General features: G+C 57.0%; 15 protein-coding genes and 1 pseudogene. 10 read left to right on the forward strand and 6 right to left on the reverse strand.

From position 1 onward, the window contains the following. Nucleotides 1–11 precede the first annotated feature (11 nt). On the forward strand, nucleotides 12–1,664 hold the full coding sequence (locus tag PMYSY11_RS10425; protein WP_150549123.1) for an arylsulfatase: 1,653 nt from the start codon (nucleotides 12–14) through the stop codon (nucleotides 1,662–1,664). Nucleotides 1,665–1,739: 75 nt separating this feature from the next. Continuing rightward, a complete protein-coding gene (locus PMYSY11_RS10430) occupies nucleotides 1,740–2,597 on the forward strand; it encodes a cache domain-containing protein (RefSeq protein ID WP_150549124.1) in 858 nt (285 codons plus the stop codon). 228 nt (nucleotides 2,598–2,825) lie between these two features. Here PMYSY11_RS10430 and PMYSY11_RS10435 read toward each other — a convergent pair whose 3' ends face one another. Then, nucleotides 2,826–4,283 (reverse strand): MDR family MFS transporter, encoded by a 1,458-nt coding sequence (locus tag PMYSY11_RS10435; RefSeq protein WP_150549125.1) that lies wholly within the window; start codon nucleotides 4,281–4,283, stop codon nucleotides 2,826–2,828. Between the two features lie 341 nt (nucleotides 4,284–4,624). Then, nucleotides 4,625–5,809 (reverse strand): 4-hydroxybenzoate 3-monooxygenase, encoded by a 1,185-nt coding sequence (gene pobA, locus PMYSY11_RS10440; RefSeq protein WP_150549126.1) that lies wholly within the window; start codon nucleotides 5,807–5,809, stop codon nucleotides 4,625–4,627. Between the two features lie 140 nt (nucleotides 5,810–5,949). Between pobA and PMYSY11_RS10445 the strand changes: the two genes are divergently transcribed. The 5 genes from PMYSY11_RS10445 to PMYSY11_RS10465 all read left to right on the forward strand — a co-directional run bounded on the left by PMYSY11_RS10445 (nucleotide 5,950) and on the right by PMYSY11_RS10465 (nucleotide 11,069). After that, entirely contained in the window at nucleotides 5,950–6,819 is an 870-nt protein-coding gene (locus PMYSY11_RS10445; protein WP_069899763.1) for a helix-turn-helix domain-containing protein, read from the forward strand. 12 nt (nucleotides 6,820–6,831) lie between these two features. After that, nucleotides 6,832–7,764 carry a pca operon transcription factor PcaQ gene (gene pcaQ / locus PMYSY11_RS10450; protein WP_150549127.1) on the forward strand — a complete coding sequence of 311 codons (933 nt, stop codon included), beginning with the start codon at nucleotides 6,832–6,834 and terminating at the stop codon, nucleotides 7,762–7,764. A gap of 240 nt (nucleotides 7,765–8,004) precedes the next feature. After that, complete coding sequence (locus PMYSY11_RS10455) at nucleotides 8,005–9,006, forward strand: tripartite tricarboxylate transporter substrate binding protein (RefSeq protein WP_150549128.1); 1,002 nt, start codon at nucleotides 8,005–8,007, stop codon at nucleotides 9,004–9,006. Between the two features lie 62 nt (nucleotides 9,007–9,068). Further along, on the forward strand, nucleotides 9,069–9,545 hold the full coding sequence (locus PMYSY11_RS10460) for a tripartite tricarboxylate transporter TctB family protein (protein ID WP_150549129.1): 477 nt from the start codon (nucleotides 9,069–9,071) through the stop codon (nucleotides 9,543–9,545). A gap of 15 nt (nucleotides 9,546–9,560) precedes the next feature. Then, nucleotides 9,561–11,069 carry a tripartite tricarboxylate transporter permease gene (locus tag PMYSY11_RS10465; protein WP_150549130.1) on the forward strand — a complete coding sequence of 503 codons (1,509 nt, stop codon included), beginning with the start codon at nucleotides 9,561–9,563 and terminating at the stop codon, nucleotides 11,067–11,069. Between the two features lie 160 nt (nucleotides 11,070–11,229). Here PMYSY11_RS10465 and PMYSY11_RS10470 read toward each other — a convergent pair. The 3 genes and pseudogenes from PMYSY11_RS10470 to PMYSY11_RS10480 form a co-directional block, all read right to left on the reverse strand. Then, nucleotides 11,230–12,060, reverse strand: a pseudogene (locus PMYSY11_RS10470) (aldo/keto reductase). A gap of 23 nt (nucleotides 12,061–12,083) precedes the next feature. Beyond that, the gene (locus PMYSY11_RS10475; protein ID WP_150549131.1) at nucleotides 12,084–13,820 is read right to left on the reverse strand and encodes an FAD-dependent oxidoreductase; all 1,737 of its coding nucleotides are present in this window, start codon (nucleotides 13,818–13,820) and stop codon (nucleotides 12,084–12,086) included. Nucleotides 13,821–14,065: 245 nt separating this feature from the next. Then, entirely contained in the window at nucleotides 14,066–15,316 is a 1,251-nt protein-coding gene (locus PMYSY11_RS10480) for an OprD family porin (RefSeq protein WP_150549132.1), read from the reverse strand. Nucleotides 15,317–15,791: 475 nt separating this feature from the next. Between PMYSY11_RS10480 and PMYSY11_RS10485 the strand changes: the two genes are divergently transcribed. The 3 genes from PMYSY11_RS10485 (at nucleotide 15,792) to PMYSY11_RS10495 (ending at nucleotide 18,653) form a co-directional block, all read left to right on the forward strand. Continuing rightward, complete coding sequence (locus PMYSY11_RS10485) at nucleotides 15,792–16,571, forward strand: IclR family transcriptional regulator (protein WP_150549133.1); 780 nt, start codon at nucleotides 15,792–15,794, stop codon at nucleotides 16,569–16,571. Between the two features lie 179 nt (nucleotides 16,572–16,750). Further along, on the forward strand, nucleotides 16,751–17,800 hold the full coding sequence (locus tag PMYSY11_RS10490) for a Gfo/Idh/MocA family protein (RefSeq protein WP_150549134.1): 1,050 nt from the start codon (nucleotides 16,751–16,753) through the stop codon (nucleotides 17,798–17,800). Nucleotides 17,801–17,837: 37 nt separating this feature from the next. After that, on the forward strand, nucleotides 17,838–18,653 hold the full coding sequence (locus tag PMYSY11_RS10495) for a sugar phosphate isomerase/epimerase family protein (RefSeq protein ID WP_150549135.1): 816 nt from the start codon (nucleotides 17,838–17,840) through the stop codon (nucleotides 18,651–18,653). A 350-nt stretch (nucleotides 18,654–19,003) separates the two neighbouring features. On the opposite strand, the gene PMYSY11_RS10500 is transcribed toward PMYSY11_RS10495, so the two are convergent. After that, complete coding sequence (locus PMYSY11_RS10500; protein WP_150549136.1) at nucleotides 19,004–20,347, reverse strand: MFS transporter; 1,344 nt, start codon at nucleotides 20,345–20,347, stop codon at nucleotides 19,004–19,006. Nucleotides 20,348–20,349: the final 2 nt, after the last annotated feature.

Genomic DNA, 20,349 nt, shown 5'->3' on the forward strand with positions numbered 1-20,349 from the left:
GAGAGGTTGTAATGCGTATTAACCGTCTGACCCAAGCCTTGCTGTTTGGGCTCCTGGCTGCTAGTAATGCAGCGGCCGCCACCAGCAGCCAGCCGAACATTCTGCTGATTCTCGCCGATGATCTGGGCTATTCCGATCTGGGTGCTTTTGGTGGTGAGATCAACACACCGCAACTCGATACGCTGGCCAAGGCCAACCTGCAATTGACCAGCATGTACGCCGCGCCGACCTGCTCGCCAACCCGCTCGATGCTGATGTCTGGCACCGATCACCATCTGGCCGGGCTGGGCACGATGGCTGAAGCTTTGATGCCTTTCCAAAAAGGCCATCCGGGCTATGAGGGTTATCTCAATCAACAGGTTTACTCGATGCCGCAACTGCTGCAAAACGGCGGTTACGACACCATGATGGTGGGCAAGTGGCACTTGGGCCTGACGCCTGAGCAGGGGCCGGCTGCGCGTGGTTTTCAGCAGTCCTTCAGCATGCTTGAAGGCGGCGCATCGCACTTCAAACCGCGCGCTGATGAGCCAAGCAAGATCGAGCAGGTGCATTACGTTGAGAACGGCAAAGCGGTCGAGGTGCCGGATGATTTTTACTCGACGGACTTCTACACCGACAAACTGATCAGCTACATGAAGAACACCCGCAAGGACGGCAAACCGTTCTTCGCCTACGCAGCCTACACGGCGCCACATTGGCCGTTACAAGCCCCGGATGCTTATCTGGACAAGTACAAGGGGCGTTACGACAAAGGCTATGACAGCGTGCGCACGGCACGTATTGAGCAGATGAAAAAGCTCGGCTTGCTGCCAGCTGATTTTACTGCCGCCAGACCAATTCCGGCCAATCCGCACCTGCCTGGTTGGGAGCAACTGACGCCTGAGCAACAGCAAGCCGAGGCGCGCAAGATGGAAATCTACGCGGCGATGGTCGATAACCTCGACCATAACATCGGCCGGTTGCTGGACTACCTGCGTGAAAGCGGCCAGTACGACAACACCCTCATCGTGTTCATGTCGGATAACGGCGCCGCAGGCGAAAACCACAGCCAGTGGTATCCAAACGGCAAGCACACCGATAACAGCCTGGCGAACCTCGGCCGAATCAATTCGGAAGTCGATTACGGCGTGCGCTGGGCTGAGGTCAGTGCCGCGCCATTCCACCTGTTCAAAAGCACCACGGCCGAGGGCGGAATCAGTGTTCCGGCCATCGTCAAAATGCCCAAAGCCATGGCGCGTCAGGGCCGGTTGAGCGAAGTCGCGCGGGTAGATGATCTACTGCCTACCTTCTTGGCGGTTGCAGGCCTGCCACTGCCTGCGGCTGATGCTGACAAGCACGCCATTACCGGCAAGTCGATGCTGGCGATGCTTTCTGGCAAGCAAGAGCAAGCTCAACAGCCTGTGCTGGCCGGGGAGTTGTTCGGCAACGCCTACTACCGTGAAGGCAATATGAAACTGCTCGGGATGCGCCCTCGGGCAGGTTTTGGCGACGCACCGCAGCCGCCGAAATGGACGCTCTATGATCTCTCCAAAGACCGTGGCGAAACCAATGATCTTGCCGCCGCTCAGCCAGAGCAGGTCAAGCGTATGCAACAGGCCTGGGGGGCTTACACCAAGCAGGTTGGCGTTGTATTCCCACCCGCTGCACAGGCCAAAGCTGACTAACGTGCTGCGGGCTTGCGCGCGCACCAGTTATACGCGGCGACAGGACAATCTGTTGCCGCTTACAGGAGTGACATCATGCACATCATTAACCGGATCAGTTGCGCTTTATTACTGACCTTGGGCGTGTTGGGTGCCGCAGGCGCCAGCGCGCAAACCGAACAGCAGGAAACCGCTGCCAAAAACCTGTTGAGTAATGCTGTCGAGTATTACCGGATGCAGGGCGATGCGGCGTTTGCAGCGTTTAGTCGTCAGGGCGAATTCATTGATGGTGAGCACTATGTGTTTGTCATTGATGACGACGGCACCATGCTTGCCAGTGGCGGCACCTCTGCTGTGCTGATCGGCCGCAACGTACTCAACACGCTGGAGCCTGAGTTGCGTGATGCATTATCGCAGGCACTGGCAGGTTCGAACGTTGGCCAGATTCATAGCGCCGAGTACCGCTGGATGAACGCACGTGACGGGCGGGTTGAGCGCAAGAAGGTCTACTTCCAGCGTGAAGGTGACAGGGTCATTGCTGTTGGCCTGTATCTGCCGCGCGCCACGCCGGAGCAGGCCGAGAAATTTCTGGACCGCGTGGCGACGGCTGTCGAGAAAGATCCAGAGGCAACGCTACGGGCGATCAATGATCTCTCGCCGCAATTTCATGAGGATGATCTCTACGCCTTTGTCGTCGATCAGAGCAATCATCGCTATCTTGCCCATGGTTACAACAAACGCCTGATTGGCGTCGATTTCGCAACTGTTGAGGACCCGCAAGGAAAGCCGGTTGGCGTGCCCATTCTCAAACTCATGGAAACAGCGGATCGCGGCGGCTACGACTACAGCTGGAAGAACCCGGTGACCGGTAAAGTCGAGGACAAGCATGCCTTGATTCGCAAGGTCGGCAACTATCTGGTGGCTGTGGGTTATTACCGCAAACCTCGTGATTAGCGGTCATCTGAAGTCGGAATATTTCGGATAGAAAACAAACCGTCGGAGCCTGCGAAAGCATCGGACAATGCAGCAATAGTCCGATGGTTTCGTGGGCTTCTGCGTTTAACCATGGCCAAATTATGTGCTGATTGCGCTGGCCCCATGACGGTTAACCTGATGGGTTAAGCATCCTCCGGTTTTGCAATATTGTTGCTTGCAACAGTCGCCAACCACACTATTTCTTGCTCAAGTGGCTTGGCTTTCTGCCGGTTTGCTTTGGTGCAGGCTTAAAGGCCGATCTTCCATGCGCAGGGCGATTACCAGCGGGATGAGGGCAATCGCGGCATCAATCAATAACAGATGCCGGAAGGCCAGTCCAACTGTCCCGGAGTCATCTGCATTGAAGGCTGCTTGACCAAGCGCCAGGCTCGGCAGCAGATGCCAGAGCAGGCTCGACAACAGCGCCGCGCCCACCGCACCGCCAAACCCTCGAAACAGGCCGCACACACCGGTCGCCACGCCAAGATGGGTTTTCGGTGCTGCGTTTTGCACAGCAACCAGTGAAGTTGGGAATTGCAGGCCAAGTGAAATACCGCACAGCAGCAACACCGGCAGGCGCAGAAAAAATGAGCCTGGATCGACGAACGCGAGCAATGTCAGGGCCACTGGCACTAACAGCGCGCCGCTGATGATCGGAGGCTTGTAACGGGCCAGGTGGGCGCTTAAACGACCGCCGATGTAGGCGCCGATTGGGGCACCAAACGCCAGTGCCATTAACTGGCTGGCGCTTTCGCCCATGCCGCCCACGCCTTGCAGTTGCAACGGCACAACTACGGCCAGGCCAATTGCCTGAAAGTTAGCGAAAAACAGCAGTGACCAACCGCTGCGAATCGCGGCAATGCGCAGCAACAGTGGTGGAATCAACGGATCAGTTGTGCGCCGCTGATGCCAGATGAAAACACTCAGGCCAACCAGTGCAAGCAGTGCTGTAACAGCCAATGAAGGCCCTACTTGAACGGGCTGTTCGCCCAATTCGGTAATCAGCAATAGCAGGCTGCTCAAGCCGATAATCAGCAGTGCACAGCCGAAGTAGTCGATGCGCGCCCGACGACGAATTTCGACCAGGCCGGCGAGTCGGTTCCAGCACAGCCACATCGCAATAGCGCCCAGCGGCAGGTTGATCCAGAACACCCAGCGCCACGACAACTGGCTGCTGAGAAAGCCGCCCAGAGAGGGGCCAAGCAGGCTTGCAAGCGCGAACATGCCGCTGAACCATGCCTGATAACGGCCGCGTTCTGCCGGTGCAATCAGATCCCCGACCAGCGCCTGAATAATCGCCATCATCCCGCCTGCGCCAATGCCTTGCAGCACGCGCGCGCCGACCAGTTGCTGCATGCTTTGTGCGAGCCCGCACAGTACAGAGGCCAAAACAAAAAGCCCGATGGAAAGCATCAGCAAACGTCTGCGGCCAAACAGGTCACTGAGCTTGCCGAGGATGGGTGTGGTCACCGTCAACGCGAGCATATAGCCCGACATGATCCATGCAAGCAGGCCACTGCCTGGCAATTGCTGCGAGATGGTGGGCAGGGCGACAGCAACGACTGTTTGATCGAGCGCTGCGAGAAAGACGCCGAGCATCAGGCCCATCAGAATATGGCGTAATTGAGCAGGGGACAGCGGCGCGGCAGTGGCTAGGTCATTCATGCATGGGTTTCTTTATAAGGATGGGCGCAGTCTTCACGGGCGCAGAGCCCGCTGCAACAACTGACCATAAGTAACGTCGAAGGTTTGCTGCTAAGCGCGGTGCCGACCCTGGAATTGCCCAGGGTCGGGGTCATCAGCAACGAGGCGGATAGTCCCGTGCGTTTGACGGGCGCAACTTGATAAAGGCAGCAACCCGCTTGTGGCGGATTGCTGACAGCCTGAATTCCACCGCGTGGAATCCTGAAGCATGCCTGCCGTTGTGGCAATTGCGCAGGCCGATCAGGTGCGATCAGCGCCCACAATTGGCAGCAGGCACGCGACTGTTTGAGTGTGCAGGGGGCTTATTCGATTGGCTCGTAGGGCAAACCAACGTAGTTCTCGGCAATCGTTCTGCGCCCGGCCTCGGAGCCGACGAAGTAATCCAGCTCGGTCTGCTGCATGCGTTGGCTGAAGTTATCGGTGTCGGGGAATTTGTGCAGCATTGAGGTCATCCACCAGGAAAAACGCTCGGCTTTCCAGATGCGCTTCAGGCACACCTGCGAGTAATTCTCCAGCAGCTCGGTGCGGCCTTCGCGGTACACCTTGACCAGGATGTTGTATAGCGTGCTGACATCGCTGGCGGCGAGGTTGAGGCCTTTAGCTCCGGTTGGCGGAACGATATGCGCTGCGTCGCCGACCAGAAACAGGTTGCCGTATTGCATGGGTTCAACCACGAAACTGCGCAGCGGCGCGATGCTTTTTTCAATAGACGGCCCGGTGATCAGCTTTTCGGCCGTGTCCGCTGGCAGGCGGCACTTCAACTCATCCCAGAAGCGTTGATCCGACCAGTCCTCAACTTTTTCATCGCTGGCCACCTGCACGTAGTAACGGGTGCGAGTGGGGGAGCGCATGCTGCACAGGGCAAATCCGCGAGGGTGGTTGGCGTAAATCAGTTCTTCATTAACCGGCGGCGTGTCGGCCAGAATGCCCAGCCAGCCGAACGGGTAAACGCGCTCGAATTCTTTAAGTACACCCTCGGGAATCGACTGGCGAGAGACGCCGTGGAAACCGTCGCAGCCGGCAATGTACTCGCAGTTCAGGCGCACGGGTTCATTGTTGTAGGTAAAGGTGACGTGAGGGCTTTCACCCTTGAGGTCATGCAACTGAGCGTCGGTGACCCCGTAAAAGGTTTTGCCGCCGCTGGCCTCGCGGGCGGCCATCAGGTCGCGGGTCACTTCGGTCTGGCCGTAGATCATCACCGTTTTGCCGCCGGTTAGTTGCTTCAGGTCGATACGTTCACGGCGTCCGTCGAAGGCCAGTTCAAAACCGTCGTGCACCAGACCTTCGCGGTCCATGCGTTCACTGACCCCGGCTTCGCGCAGCAAGTCGACCATGCCTTGTTCAAGCACGCCGGCGCGGATGCGGCCAAGTACATAATCCGGGGTTTGACGTTCGATGATGATGTTATCAATGCCCGCTTTAGTGAGCAGTTGGCCGAGCAGCAGACCCGAAGGGCCAGCGCCGATAATGGCGACTTGAGTCTTCATTATTGTTGTCCTTGTTATTGCCCGAACGTCAGAGCGCGCGTGCTTTAGTGATGAAGTCCTCTGTATTTTTGGTGGATTAAGCGTGGGTTTGAAGGCACTATTGATTTAATTTTCTGGACTTTTCGTAGGTTGCCGCGCAAATGACAAAAACCTCGGGCAGCGTGGTTCCGGTGTTTAAGCTGTACGGTGAAACGGCGGCATGGCCGACGCCGGACCTGATTCATTGCGAGTCGATTCCCGAGCGCAGCAAGCCCCACGACTGGGAGATCAAACCGCACCGTCACGCCGATCTGGTGCAGTTGCTCTACGTGCAATCGGGGAGTGCCGAGTTGCTGGTCGAGGATCAGTTGGTGGTGGTTGAGCAGGCTGCATTACAAGTTGTACCGGCGCTCAGCGTGCACGGCTTTCGCTTTTCCGAGGACATTTGCGGGCATGTATTAAGCCTGGCGCAGCCTCTGGTCGATCAGCTCAGCAGCGTGCTTGAGCAGACGCCGTTGGCGCGAGCGGCGTGCTATCCGGTGGGCGGGCAGAAGCACTACCTCGACGCGTTATTCGAGACCATTACTTCTGAATACAGCCAGCCGGCGCTGGGCCGCGATTTGATGTTGCAGTCGCTGATCAGCGCGCTGCTGGTGTGGGTGGCCCGCCGTGAGCAGGCCGTCACGCATGCAGAAAACCTGCTGCCGGACCGGGGTCGTGAGCATTTGCAGCGCTTCCATCGACTGCTAGAGGCGCACTATCGCGAGCATCGTTCAATCGAGCACTATGCCGGCGAGTTGGGCATCAGTGCCGCGCACCTCAATGCCCTGTGTCGGCGCCTTGCCGGTCAATCTGCGCTGCAGATAATCAATCAGCGCCTGCTGTTGGAGGCCAAGCGTTGCCTGGTGTATAGCGCAATGACGGTCAATCAGGTGTCTGACAGTCTGGGCTTTTCCGAGCCGGCTTACTTTTCCCGATTCTTCAAGCGCAGCACCGGGGTTACGCCCAAGGTGTTCCGTCTGCAACGCTGACAGCGAGTTCAAATGAATATTGATAACCGGATCAAGTACCGCCACCTGCTGTGCTTTCTTGAAGTCGCCCGGCGCGGCAGTCTGGCGCGCGCTGCCAGCGAGCTTGCGATCAGCCAACCGGCGGTGTCGAAGACCCTCAAAGAGCTTGAAGACATGCTCGAAACCCGTCTGTTCGAGCGCAGCAAGCAGGGCGCGACACTCACATCCGCCGGGCTGGCGTTCCAACGCTACGCGGGGCCAAGTGTTCAGGCACTGCGCGAGGGTGTACGCAGCCTGCGCAGCGGTGAACATGAGGCGGGCACCGTACGACTTGGTGTGTTGTCGACGGTTGAGAGTTCGCTGCTGCCAGATGTGATTAAGCGGCTGCACGAGGAACACGCGGCGTTGGTGGTCAGCGTCGAGACCGGCCCCAGTGCATATTTGCTCGATCAGCTGCGCGTGGGTGCGCTGGATCTTGTGGTGGGCCGAATGACCGACAGCCCGCAAATTGCCGGGCTGACATTCGAGCATTTATACAGTGAGTCGATGGTGTTGGTGGTCAGCCCCGGGCATCCGTTATTGCAGGTTAATCTGGATGACCGCAGCCGCCTTGGCGAATACCCGGTGGTGTTGCCACTGGCCGGCACAACCATTCGCCGTTTTGCCGATAGCCTCTATGTGCAGTGTGGTATTGGCTTGCCACAACAACGCCTGGAAACCTTGTCTATAGCCCTGAGCCGACGCTATGTGCAGTCCAGCGAGGCGGTGTGGGTTGCACCTCAAGATGCCGTCCGCGAGGATCTGGCGCGCGGGCAACTGGTGCTGTTGGATCTGGGCCTCAAAGAGCCCGGCGGCTCCGTGGGTATCTGCAGCAATCCATCAACCGCCGACACACTGGCCGCGCAATGGTGTCGCGATGCCCTGCGGGCGAGTGCGGTTGAGTACCTTGAACGCTATGAGGCCTGAACCAGGGTGAGCAGGGAGCGAGGCCGCCGCTTGTTGCCTGCAGTGGGGCACTTACGTTTGTAAACCGTGCGATAATCGACCGACTGCATGAACAGGTATTTGACGAGGGGATCCCATAGTCATAAATTGTACTAACTGGTTAATACGCAATTAACAGATTGCAACCGGATTGCTACGAACGACCCTATGGAGTCGGACGGGCAGAGCACAACAAACATAAAAAGCTCAGAGGGTTCACCCATGTTTAAACGCCTTGTCGCAGGCTTCCTGCTGTCTTCTAGTTCTCTACTGGCTGCATTGCCAGCTCATGCCGATTACCCCGAACGCAATATTCAGGCTGTTGTGCCATGGAGCCCGGGCGGCGCCACGGATAACGTTGCGCGAAGCCTGGCGGCGCTGGTCGAGAAAGATCTGGGTCAAAGCCTGATCATTTCCAACCGCCCGGGCGGCACCGGTGTAATAGGTACCAGCTTCGTCATGAAGCAGCGTCCCGATGGCTACACCCTTCTGATTGGCGCTGAGAATCCGCAGTTGTATCCGCTGCTGGGGCTTGCCGATTTCGACTACAGCGGGCTTGATCTGATCAGCTTGATCGGTCAGAACATGGCTGTTATCGCCACCTCGCCAGACAGCCCGTTTAACAGCATGGAAGAGCTATTGGCAGAAGCCAAGGCGAATCCGGGTACGCTGCGCATGGGCAGCACGGGTCCTGGCGGCTTGCCGGGCAGCGTGCACGCCATGATCAGCTCGATTCAACCGTTGGATGTGCGTGAAGTGACCTTCGCCGGTGATGGCCCAGGTGTTGCTGCATTGCTTGGCAAGCACATCGATTTCATGCCGCTGAGTATGGCGGCTGCGCGTGAGCAAATTGCGGCTGGAAAGCTCAAAGGTCTGGCAGTATTTGGTGCTGAAGAATTACCAAGCCTGCCAGGTGTTCCGCCGATTACCAAAGCGCTGCCGGAAATCGCTTCCTACCTGCCATGGGGTCCGTTCTGGGGCGTTTGGGTACGCAAAGGCACGCCAGAGCCAATCAAGCAGACGCTCACAGCCGCATTTACCAAGACCCTGGCCACCCCAGAGGCGCAAACCTTCATCAAGAACTTTGGTGCTACGCCGCTGAACCTCAGTGGCGCTGAAGCCAAGGCCTATCTAGACCGCTGGCAGTCAGTGACCACCTGGTCGATGTATACGGCCGGTGCAGTGAAGGTTTCTCCCGAGTCGCTGGGCATTCCCAAGCCCTGATCGTTCCTAAGCTGGGTGAACCGGACGGGCCTGTTTGCCTGCCCGGTTCAGGAGGTCTTGTTATGAAAGCTGCATCAAACAATCCGCTGCAACCGCTGGAACGGTTTTTTTACTGGCTGCTGCTTATCTTTAGTGGCGCCGTGATTTATCAGGCGGTCAACATCAGTGGTGTCGAGTCACTCAACTCTGCGGGTTCGATGCCTATTGGCGCGGGCCTCGCGCTGGGTATTTCGGCGCTGGTGATCCTGATTGGCTCTTACCGCCGTCAGCCACCGCAGTTGAGCGGTCTGCTCGATCAATTGCGGGTATTTCGCGAACGTCACTTACCCGGTGAGGTGCTGGTTTTCTCGGCCTTGTGCATTGCTTACGTGATTGGCATGGAATACCTGGGCTTTTATCCCTGCACACTGATTTTCCTCGCGTGCAGCATGATTTACCTGATGCGCGGCAGGGTGCTTTACGCGCTGTTGATTGCCGGCGGTTCGCTGCTGTTTATCTACGCGCTGTTTTCTCTGGTTTTCCGTGTCTACCTGCCCTGAGTCGAGACTGCTGAAATGACTGATATGTTTGCTTTCCTGAGCATGGCCTGGGTTGATCCCCAGTTGCTCATGCTCACCGCGTTGGGCACATTCGCCGGAATCTACATCGGTGCCATGCCAGGGCTTTCTGTGACCATGGCCGTGTCGCTGCTGGTTTCATTCACATTCTCGTGGGAGGTCAATGATGCGTTGGCCTTGATCGTCGGGATATTTGTCGGCGGGGTGTATGGTGGCTCGCGAGCATCGATATTGCTCAATATGCCCGGCACACCCGCATCAGTCGCGACCTCGTTCGATGGCTATCCGCTGGCCAAACGCGGCGAAGCAGGGCGGGCGATTGGCCTGAGCACAGTGATGTCAGTCATCGGTGGCTTGATCAGTGTGTTGGTGCTGGCGCTCGTTGCGCCTTATCTGGCTGACTTTGCCTTGAAGTTCGCCCCAAGGGATTACTTTCTGATTGCCGTTTTGGGCCTGTTGCTGGTCGGGAGTCTGGCCACTGATTCGCTGGCCAAAGGTGTCTTTGCTGCTGCATTGGGTGTGTTAATTAGCATGGTCGGCATGGACCCGGTGACCGCTCAGGGTCGCTTCACCATGGGCAATATGCAACTCATGGGCGGGATCAATTACGTGGCGGTGATGATCGGCCTGTTCGGGGTGTCCGAGGCCTTGTATCAACTGCACAACCTCAAGCAAGTACCGGTGCGCCAGGATGTCAGTAAGATCGTGCCGCCACTGCGTCTGGTGCTGAAGTTTCTGCCGTTGTCGGTACGCACCTCATTGATCGGTGTACTGGTCGGCGCATTGCCTGGCGCGGGTGGTGATATCGCCGCACTGTTCGCCTATGACCACGCCAAACGCACGGTCAAGAATCCATCGCGGCCATTTGGTGAGGGCGCTTATGAAGGCCTGGTTGCCCCGGAAACTGCCAATAGTGCAGCGGTAGGCGGGGCTTATATGCCGATGCTGACCCTCGGCATGCCGGGCGATGCGGTTACTGCGGTAATCCTCGGGGCGCTGGTGATTCACGGTATCAATCCGGGCCCTCTGATGATGGTCGAAAACCCGCACATCTTCTGGTTTACCGTGGGCAATCTGGCGCTGGCGAACATCTTCCTGCTGGTGTTCGGACTGATGGGCATCAAGCTATTCGCCAAGGTCGTTGAGCTGCCCAAAGCGATACTGGTGCCGGTGATTCTGGTGCTCTGTGTGGTCGGTACTTACTCGATCAATAGCAACATGAGCGATGTCACCTGGATGTTGGGTTTCGGCTTCTTCGGCTACTTGCTGAAGATATTCGGGTTCCAGATGGGCCCGGTGATACTCGGGGTGATTCTCGGCCCGCTGATGGACACGTCGTATCGTCAGGCAATGTCTGCGGTGGGCGACAGCCCGGCGGCGCTGATGTACGAGTTGGTCGGTAATCCGTTGTCGTTGATTCTGTGCAGCGTATTGCTGCTCTTGCTGTTGAGTCGTGTTCCCGGTTTCAAGCGACTGTTCAAGCGCAGCGCAGCGGTGTCGGTATAACCGCAGACCGCTCACCAATAGTTACGTAAGGGGCGGTGCTTTTGGTGGGGTTGCTGGATGAATAGAGTGTTAAAAATCGAACCATAAGTTGGTTATCTGAGACATGAAAAAGCCGGGCATCAAGCCCCGGCTTTTTCATGTCTGCGACAAAGACGGCTGTTTAGCACACATCCCATTGCGGGGCGAAATTGGGACTGACAACGCGCAAGTCTTTGCGCAGCGTGGCGATGCTGGCGCGATCCTCTTCATCCAGTTTTACTTTCAGCGACTCAAGGTTGGCTTGTTGATTTTGCCGGCCGGTCGCTTTCGGAATAGCCGCGACGCCGTCCTGCTCAAGCAACCATTGCAACGCAACCTGGCTGGGTAAAACCCCATGCTTACGGGCAATCGCCTGAATGATTGGCGACTCGCCAGCCTGCCCGCGTGCCAGTGGCGTATATGCTGTTAGCGCCATATCGTGTTTGCGGGCGAATTGCAGCAGTGGTTGTTGGTTGAGCATCACGTGGTATTCAACCTGCAAGGCCGCCAGCGGCGCGCCCAGTTCTACAACTGCCTGATGCAGAAGGGGCAGGGTGAAGTTAGCCACGCCAATGGCCCTGGCTTTGCCCTGTTGTTGCAACTCGACCAGTGCCTCGATGCTGTGTTCGAGGCTCCAGTCTTTCCCGCCCGGCCAGTGAATCAGGAACAGATCAAGATAATCGCTGTTGAGTGCCTTTAGGCTGTCATCCATCTATTGGCGCATGGCAGCGGGTGTCAGTTTGTCCCACCAGACCTTGCTGGTTACATGTATCTGCTCGCGGGGTACTGAAGTACTGCTTAGCGCGGCACCCACAGCGGCCTCGTTGTGATAACCGCTGGCCGTATCAATATGCCGATAGCCCAGCTCAAGTGCCTGTGTGACGGCGCGGGTGCATTCATCCCCGAGCATCGGCCATGTTCCGAGGCCGATTTTCGGTAATTTAAGTCCGTGACGGGTGATGATTTTTTGCATGTGAAACCTCCGTTTCCATGGAACTACTTAAGCTCATTGCTCGGTGATACGCCTGCTAGATGACAAGCCGCGATGTAGCCGAATGTCATCGCCGGGCCAAGGTTGATGCCGCCGGAGGGATAGAACCCACCCATGACACTGGACATGTCTGAGCCGGCTGCATACAACCCGTTAATCGCATCACCGTTGGCATCGAGCACACGGGCGCTGCCGTCGGTTTTCAGGCCGGCAAAGGTGCCAAAGCACCCGGGCTGTACCTTGACGGCGTAAAAAGGCCCGTGCTCTATCGGCGCAACGCAAGGGTTTGTGCCGTTGTGCAACGGGTCGCCATTCTTGCGATTGAACGGAGTGGAGCCGCGACCAAACTCAGGGTCCTCACCGTTGCGCGCATGCTGATTGAACTGCGCAACCGTCTGCGTCAGATTGTGGGCATCAATGCCGCATTGCGCAGCCAGTTGTTCGAGTGTGGAACCGCGCTTGAGATAGCCATTACGTACATGCGGCCCGACCGGCAACGGCGAAGGTCGGGCGAAGCCCAGCCCATAGCGGCGCTGAAATCTGTGGTCGCAGATCAGCCACGAACAGACCTCTTGATCAGCCGGAACTTGTTCGATCATTGCTGATACATAGTCGTAGTAACCATGCGCTTCATTGACGAAGCGTCTGCCGTTTTGCAATACACCGATAATGCCCGGTTTGCCGCGTTCGATAATGTGCGGGAAATGGCCAAAACTGCCGTCGCGATAGGGCACTTTAGAGACAGGCGCCCACGCCACAGGGGATTGCAACTGGGTGCTGACTTGCCCACCAACAGCTTCGCCAAGGCGCAGGCCATCGCCACTGCAAGACTTGGGTGGAAGCGCCAGATGCTCATGGTCTGCGCGCGGGAACAGCTGTGCACGTCTGACCGGATCGTTGGGGAAGCCGCCAGCGGCCAGCAGGACGGCGCGGGCGCTGACGATCTGTTGACCATTCTTACCCGCGAGCACGGCGCCACGTACACCTGACGGTTCATGCAGCAACTGTACGGCAGGGGCGGATTCTATTAACTGCACGCCAAGGTCGGTAGCGGATTTCGCCAATCGGCCGATCAACGCAACACCGTTGACCAGATGCAAGGTTCTGCCAAAACGCGCCAGGTGATAGAGGTGGGTGAGAAAGCGTTTACTGACATGTAGCAGGGCTTTGGGTGAGCGCGTCATCGACATGAACGCGGCCAGATCCGCGCCCGCCATTATCGGCATGCCCATGAATGAGGTCTCGGCCATGGTCTTGCGCAACCGTGGCAGCAAGTCGATGATTTCTGCGCCGTTGTAAGGTGCAGCAATCACCTGATGGCCGCCTGTAGCAGCGCCCGGCGTATTGCCATGCATGTCGGGAATTGCATTGCCGTCGACAAATTGCAGTGCCGTGTGCTGCTCGAAAAACCTGACCATAGAAGGGCAGGCTCCAAGGAAGGCATCTACCCGTTCGGCATTGAATTGATTACCCAGTTCGTTCTGCAGATAAGTGCGCGGTTGCTCTATTGCTTCATCAATTCCTGCACGTCGCGCCAGTGGGTTGCGCGGCAGCCACATCCAGCCACCGGACCAGGCGGTAGCGCCGCCAAGCACGTCATCCTTCTCGGCGACTATCACTTTTAATCCATGCCAGGCTGCGGTCACCGCTGCAGACAAACCGGCGGCCCCAGAGCCGATAACCAGCAAGTCGCACTGCAATTGTGCGTCCGTTTGAGGTTGTGATTGCTGGGTGTCAGACATGGCAGTAACCCTCGAAAGATGTTTGTTTATAAAATGGAACTTGGTTCCATATTGTATTTTGCTTGATATCAACCGCCAAGCAGCAATTGCTCAGGCAAGGCATTCCTTGTGAGTCATTAGTGGATGTACAGGCGGCTAACGTGGGCTTGGACTCGGCCAGTCATGTGCAAAAAGGCCCATCACGTGGATGGGCCAAAGGAGCGTGCGGTGTTTACGGCCGCTGCCGAGGCAGCCGTTGGGTTGCGTTACAGCAGGTTCAACGGGTAGTTGATGATGATGCGGTTTTCATCCATGTCACGGCTGGCAAAGTCCTGGCGCAGGCTGGAGTTACGCCATTTGACGTTTAGTGACTTGAACGAGCCGCTTTGAACCGTGTAGGCCAGTTCGGATTCACGGCCCCATTCCTTGCCGTTATCGATGCTGCCAACTTTTACATGATCACCGCTGATGTAGCGGTTCATCAGGGTCAGGCCTGGGATGCCAACGCCTGCGAAGTTGAAGTCATAGCGAACCTGCCACGAACGCTCTTCAGCATTGTCGTAGCTGTTGTTGAAGCTGTCGTTGGCAAGGGTACCGCCGCTGGTGCCGTTAACCCGCATCCACGCGCTGTCCCCGTTGAGTTGCTGCAGGCCTACATAGAATCCATGGCTGCCGGTTTTGGCTGAGAACAGCCCGTAGGCCGTGTCGTTGTCGAGGTTACCTGCCAGTGCGTTGCCGTTTTCCTTGCCGGTAAAGTATCCAAGATTGGCCCCGAGCACCCAGTTGCCAATAGGTTGGTTGTGAACCAGATTGAAGAATTGCTGCTGATAAATATCTTCGAGTTCGTTGTACCAAACGCCGACTACAGTGCGCTTATCGTTGAAGGTGAATTCGCCACCGGCAAAGTTGAAACGGTCGGAAGTGAATGCACCTTTGCCGTTCATGGACATGTCTTCCATGCTGGCATCGTTGCGCGGGCTGTTCTTGCGGAACTGGCCGCCATAGAGTGTCAGGCCGCTGATCTCTTGCGACGTCAGCTGGCCACCCTGAAAGGTTTGCGGCAGAGAGCGGCCATCATCTGCACGCAGAATCGGCAAGACCGGCATCCATTCACCAACTTTCAACTCGGTGCTCGATATTCTGGCCTTGGCAGCAACAGCCAAGCGACCAAACTCATCGGCAGGGCGGCCATCATCGTGCACTGGCAGCAATGCTGTGCCAGCCGTTCCGCGGCCGCCATCGAGTTTCACTGCAAGCATGCCCAGTGTGTCGAGACCAAAACCGACAGTGCCCTCAGTGAAGCCGGATTTAGCGTCAAGAATAAAGCTCTGGGTCCATTCCTCGGCGTAATTCTGCGAGGCGTTGGAGTCTACGAAATTACGATTGATGTAGTAGTTACGCGAATTGAGTGTGACTTTGGCGTCATCTACGAAACCTGCTGCATGCACGGCGGTTGGTATCACGGTGGCAGTCGAGCAGGCGAGGGCCAGTGCGCTGATACGTGGATAGTGCTTCATGCGGATTTACTCCCGTTACTTGTTTTTGTTGGGTACGAGCAAGGCCCTCCGCTTCATGCGGACGACAACAGGCTTTGGTTTTTTACGAATGAATGGGGGGCTGTGTGGCCTAGGCTGGCGCGCAGGTATGCCTCATGTGACATCGCATATCTGGCAAGTATGTGATTGCAGAGCAGTGGGCTGAAGGGGTCGCTAGATGAGTCATTGGCTGAGGCATTTTGATAACCTTTTTATATTTATTGTGGGCGGCTGTGTTGTCTTTGAGTGGACTGAGCCGTGATTCCCTGTGCTTGATTGTGTGTTCGGCCAATACCTCGCGCAATGCGGTGTACGCTGTACTGTTCGGTTAACGAACAGTAATTAACCAGTTCGTACATTCTCATTGTTGCGACTTCTGCTTAAACGCTGCGCTAAGTTTCCCCGTGCATAAGTATCCCGTTAGAATCCACGCCAAACTCAATGTGGATTCAGCACTATGGCCGGCAGTCAGATAGAACGCGCACTCGGGCTTCTCGAAAGCCTCACTGGCGAGCCGCAAGGCTTGCAGATGCAGAGCCTTGCGGACGACTTGCAGATTCCCAAAAGCGCCACCCACCGCATGCTCGCTGAGCTCATCCGCTTGGGTTACGTGCGCCAGAATCCGGATAACAGCCGCTATCAACTGTCGACCAAGCTGGTTGCGTTGGGTTTTCGCTATTTGTCCAATGCGGGAGCGGATATCGTGCAGTCGATTCTCGATCGTCTGGCCGAGGAGTGTGGCGAGCTAGTGCGACTGGGCGTTATTGATGGAGACAACCTGACCTGGATTGCCAAGGCGCAAGGTGCCAAGGGCGGCCTGCGCTATGACCCCGACATGGGGCGCGATGCCCCCTTGTTCTATACCGCATCCGGGCATGCCTGGTTGGCGAGCATGGAAGACTCTGCCGCCATTACGTTGGTCGAGCGTCAGGGCGCGGTCATTGCTCCGCAAGAGTTGGGCCCCAATGCACCGCGCAATACGGCCGATTTGCTCGCGCGTTTAACGCTTGCTCGCAAGCTTGGTTATGCCTGGGTTGAACAAAGCTCGGCAGTCGGTACTTCGGCAATGGCGGCAGCAGTGCAGAGCCCTGACGGCGGCCGCATCATTGGTGTGTTAAGTATCGCTGGGCCAAGCGCACGCTTGAATGAAGCGCGCATACACGCACTGGCGCCAGTGTTACTCAGTGCTGCCGGGGAGTTGGCGCAAGCGAGTCCGGCCTCCGAATTGTTCGTCTGATCCTGCGGCCGCATTCGCGGCCTATCAATCTTCAGTGTTTTCTCGTCCTTTCACTACTGGATGATTGGTGGATTGCTTTGCCCTCTTGATTTAAAAATAGAACTAGGTTCTAAATATTAAAAGAGAGCAGAAAATCTACTTCAATCAGACCCGTTCGAATCAGACAAGAGGACTCAACTTTGCCAACGCCACTGCATATCGCCTTGATCGGTGCTGGGGTCATGGGCCAGCAACACCTTGAGCATCTGGATGGCTTGAGTGAGACGCGCCTCTGCGCAATCGCCGATCCGGCGCCGCCAGCTGCAATGCTCGCTGCAGCGCGTGGGGTGCCTTATTTCGCCGATCACCTGGTAATGCTTGACGAAGTCCGACCAGACGCTGTGATCATCGCCAATCCCAATACCCAGCATGTTCAGACAGCGCTTGACTGTGTAGCGGCGGGCGTTGCGGTGTTGCTGGAAAAACCGGTGGGTGTGCACCTTGATGAAGTGCGTGAACTGGTCAGGGCGTCTGAGGCCCGCGGGGTTGCAGTGTTGGTGGGCCATCATCGACGGCATAATCCGCTGATTTCCAAAGCTCGTGAGCTGTTGGCAAGCGGCATATTGGGCCGGCTGACCAACGTGACTTCCTTGTGGCAAGTGCGTAAACCCGACAGTTATTTCGATATTCCATGGCGCCGTGAACCGGGCGCGGGGATGCTGTTGACCAACCTGATTCATGACCTCGACCTGCTGCGTTATCTGTGTGGCGAGGTTGAATCCGTTCAGGCCATTACGCGCAATGAAGTCCGTGGTTTTGCCAATGAAGACAGCGTCGCTGTGTTGTTGCAGTTCGCCAGTGGGGCGCTGGGCAGCCTGACAGGTTCCGATGCAGTAGCCGCTCCCTGGAGCTGGGAATTGTGCTCCGGCGAGAACCCTGTGTATCCAAGTCAGGTAGACCAGCCTTGCTATATGCTCGCCGGAACACGTGGCGCATTGAGCCTGCCGCAACTCAAACACTGGTACTTCGAGCAGGCCGATGCGGGTTGGCATCAGCCACTTCTCAGTGATGTTCAAGCGTTCACCGCCGCCGAGGCTCTGACACGTCAGTTACAGCATTTCATAGAGGTTGTTCGTGGCCAGGCCGAGCCTATCGTCAGTGCTGCCGATGCAGGCCGTACCTTGGCTTTGATTGAGGCAATCCGCATTGCCGCCGAAACCGGGCAGGCCTGTGCGCCTGCAAAAATATGACTGCGGGCCTTCACCGACCCACTGCTGGAACCCTTTCATGACTGAACAATTGTTTTCTCTGGCCGCGCTTACTGTGCTCGAACTGTCGCCCGTCGATATGGTTGAGGTAGCGGCTCGCGCCGGTTATAGCCATGTCGGTCTGCGTTTACTGCCTGCAACAGTTGAAGAGCATCACTTTGCACTGATGACCGATGCCGGGCTGCGGCGTCAGACACAAGCGCGACTTCGCGATTGTGGCGTGCGTGTGCTCGACGCCGAAATAGTGCGCTTGCAGCCGCAGACTCAGGTTGAAGATCTGCGCACGCTGCTTGAGGTTTGTGCCGAATTTGAAGCCACAGAGTTGCTGGTGGCCGGTAATGACCCCGATGAAGTAAGGCTGACCGACAAATTTGCTCAGCTTTGCGATCTGGCCAAACCATTGGGCATCCATCCGCATCTCGAATTTATGCCATGGACCGATGTGCGCAATCTGGATCAGGCGCTGCGGATTGTCGAATCGGCGGGGCGCAGTAATGGTTGCGTGTTGGTCGATGCATTCCACTTTGATCGCTCGACCTCAAGCCTCAAACAACTGGCGCAGGTGGCGCCCGCGCGTCTGCGCTATGCGCAACTCTGTGATGTGGCCGGACCGCGACCTGCAGACATGCAGGAAATACTCCGTCAGGCGCGCAGCGAGCGACGTTTTCCCGGGGAAGGAGATTGCGATTTGCAAGGCTTATTGCGCGCATTGCCAAGTGCGATTCCACTCAGCCTGGAAGTACCGACCCAGCAGTTGCTGAAGCAAGGCGTTACTGCGTTGCAGCGCGCCGAAATGGCGTTGCGTGCTGCGAAAGCGGTATTGGCCAGGCAGTGATCGGCGGACGCGTATTTGGGGGGATTAGGGAGCTTTGTGTAGGTTGGGTGGCGACGGCTTGTATCTGCGGCGAGGCTTGTGACACAGATGTTTGACTGGACGGCTTAACTCTTCGATGCCGTGAAATTGCTATGACGGATTGCGTTGCTTCGCGCCGCTATCCATCCTCCGTTGGTTTGTTGGTTTGTTGGTTTGTTGGTTTGTGGACGGTGCGGAGTGTGTGATGGTTGCGTGGAGGTTGGAATCCGCAGCGGGGCTTGTGACAGGGCGATCTAACTGGCTTGGATTAATCCGGCGATGGCGGGGCAGATAAGCAAAAGCCCCTCATCGGGGCCTTTGCTTGCAATGCATCAGTTAGATTCGGGCAGCTTTCGCGGTGCCATGAAATACAGCCAGACCAGCGCAATGAAGTACATGGTTGGGATGATGGTGAATAGCACCGAATAGTTATTGTCGGTCGCTGTGAGGATTGCACCAACCACCTGCGTCATGAACATCCCGCCAATGGCCGCGCACATGCCGCCAAAGCCAAACACTGTGCTCATCATGTGCTTGGGGGTGTAATCCATCACCAGGCTCCAGATATTCGATGTCCAGGCCTGATGTGCGCCTACCGCCAGCGAAATAGCCAGGACTGCGATCCACAAGCTGCTTGCGTGTGCCGCGAAAATCACCCCGATAATGGTGCAGGCGAATATCAGCATCGACACCAGCCGCGCGGTGGTTGCGCGCATGCCACGACCGATCAGCCAGGAAGAAAGAATCCCGCCGCCAATACTGCCGAAGTCTGCAGTCAGCCAGATCGCCATCAACGGAAGGCCCAACTCACTGACACTGATGCCCAGGTTGTATTGCTGATTAAGGAAAGGTGGCAGCCAGTAGAGGTAGAACCAAAACACCGGCGCGGTGAGCGAGAAAGCAATCGCAAACGCCCAGGTTCCACGCATGCGCAGGATCTCCGAGAACGGCACCTTGGTCGGTTCTGGTTCCACGTCCTGATTGATGTAATCCAGTTCCGACTGCTTAACATTCGGATGATCTTCCGGGTTGTAGTATTTGATCGCCCAGAGCACCGCCCAGAACAAACCCAGACCGCTCATGCACATGAAGGCTGCCTGCCAGCCCCAAACACTCAGAATCAGAGGTAACAACGCCGGGGTAAGCATCGCGCCGACGTTAGTCCCTGCATTGAAGAAACCAGTGGCCATTGCCCGTTCGCTCGCCGGGAACCAGGTGCGAGTGGTCTTGACGCATGCCGGGTAGTTGGCCGCTTCGGTGAGGCCCAGAATAAACCGGCACACCATGAAACCTGCCGCTGAGGTGGCCAGCCCATGTGCCCCGGTAGCCAGGCTCCACAGCAGGACTGCAAAGAAGAACGCACGTTTGACGCCTATCTTGTCGATCAACCGGCCTTGCAGCAGAAAACCGATGGCATAACCGACCTGAAACCAGAAGTTGATGTTGGCGTAATCCATCGCCGTCCAACTCATTTCCTTGGCGAGCACTGGCTGCATGATGCCCAGCGCAGCGCGGTCGATGTAGTTCAGCGTAGTGGCTAAAAATACCAGCGCGAGCATGCCCCAGCGGGTTTTGCCGACTGCCAGCGCGTTGCGCATTTTACTGCCGATGCCGCTTTGGCTGGCTGGGCTTGCCAAGCTGGCAAGCGGATGTGATTTGCTTTGAGACTGGATCATGG

The sequence above is a fragment of the Pseudomonas marincola genome (assembly GCF_900682675.2).
In the GTDB taxonomy this organism is placed as follows: domain Bacteria; phylum Pseudomonadota; class Gammaproteobacteria; order Pseudomonadales; family Pseudomonadaceae; genus Aquipseudomonas; species Aquipseudomonas marincola.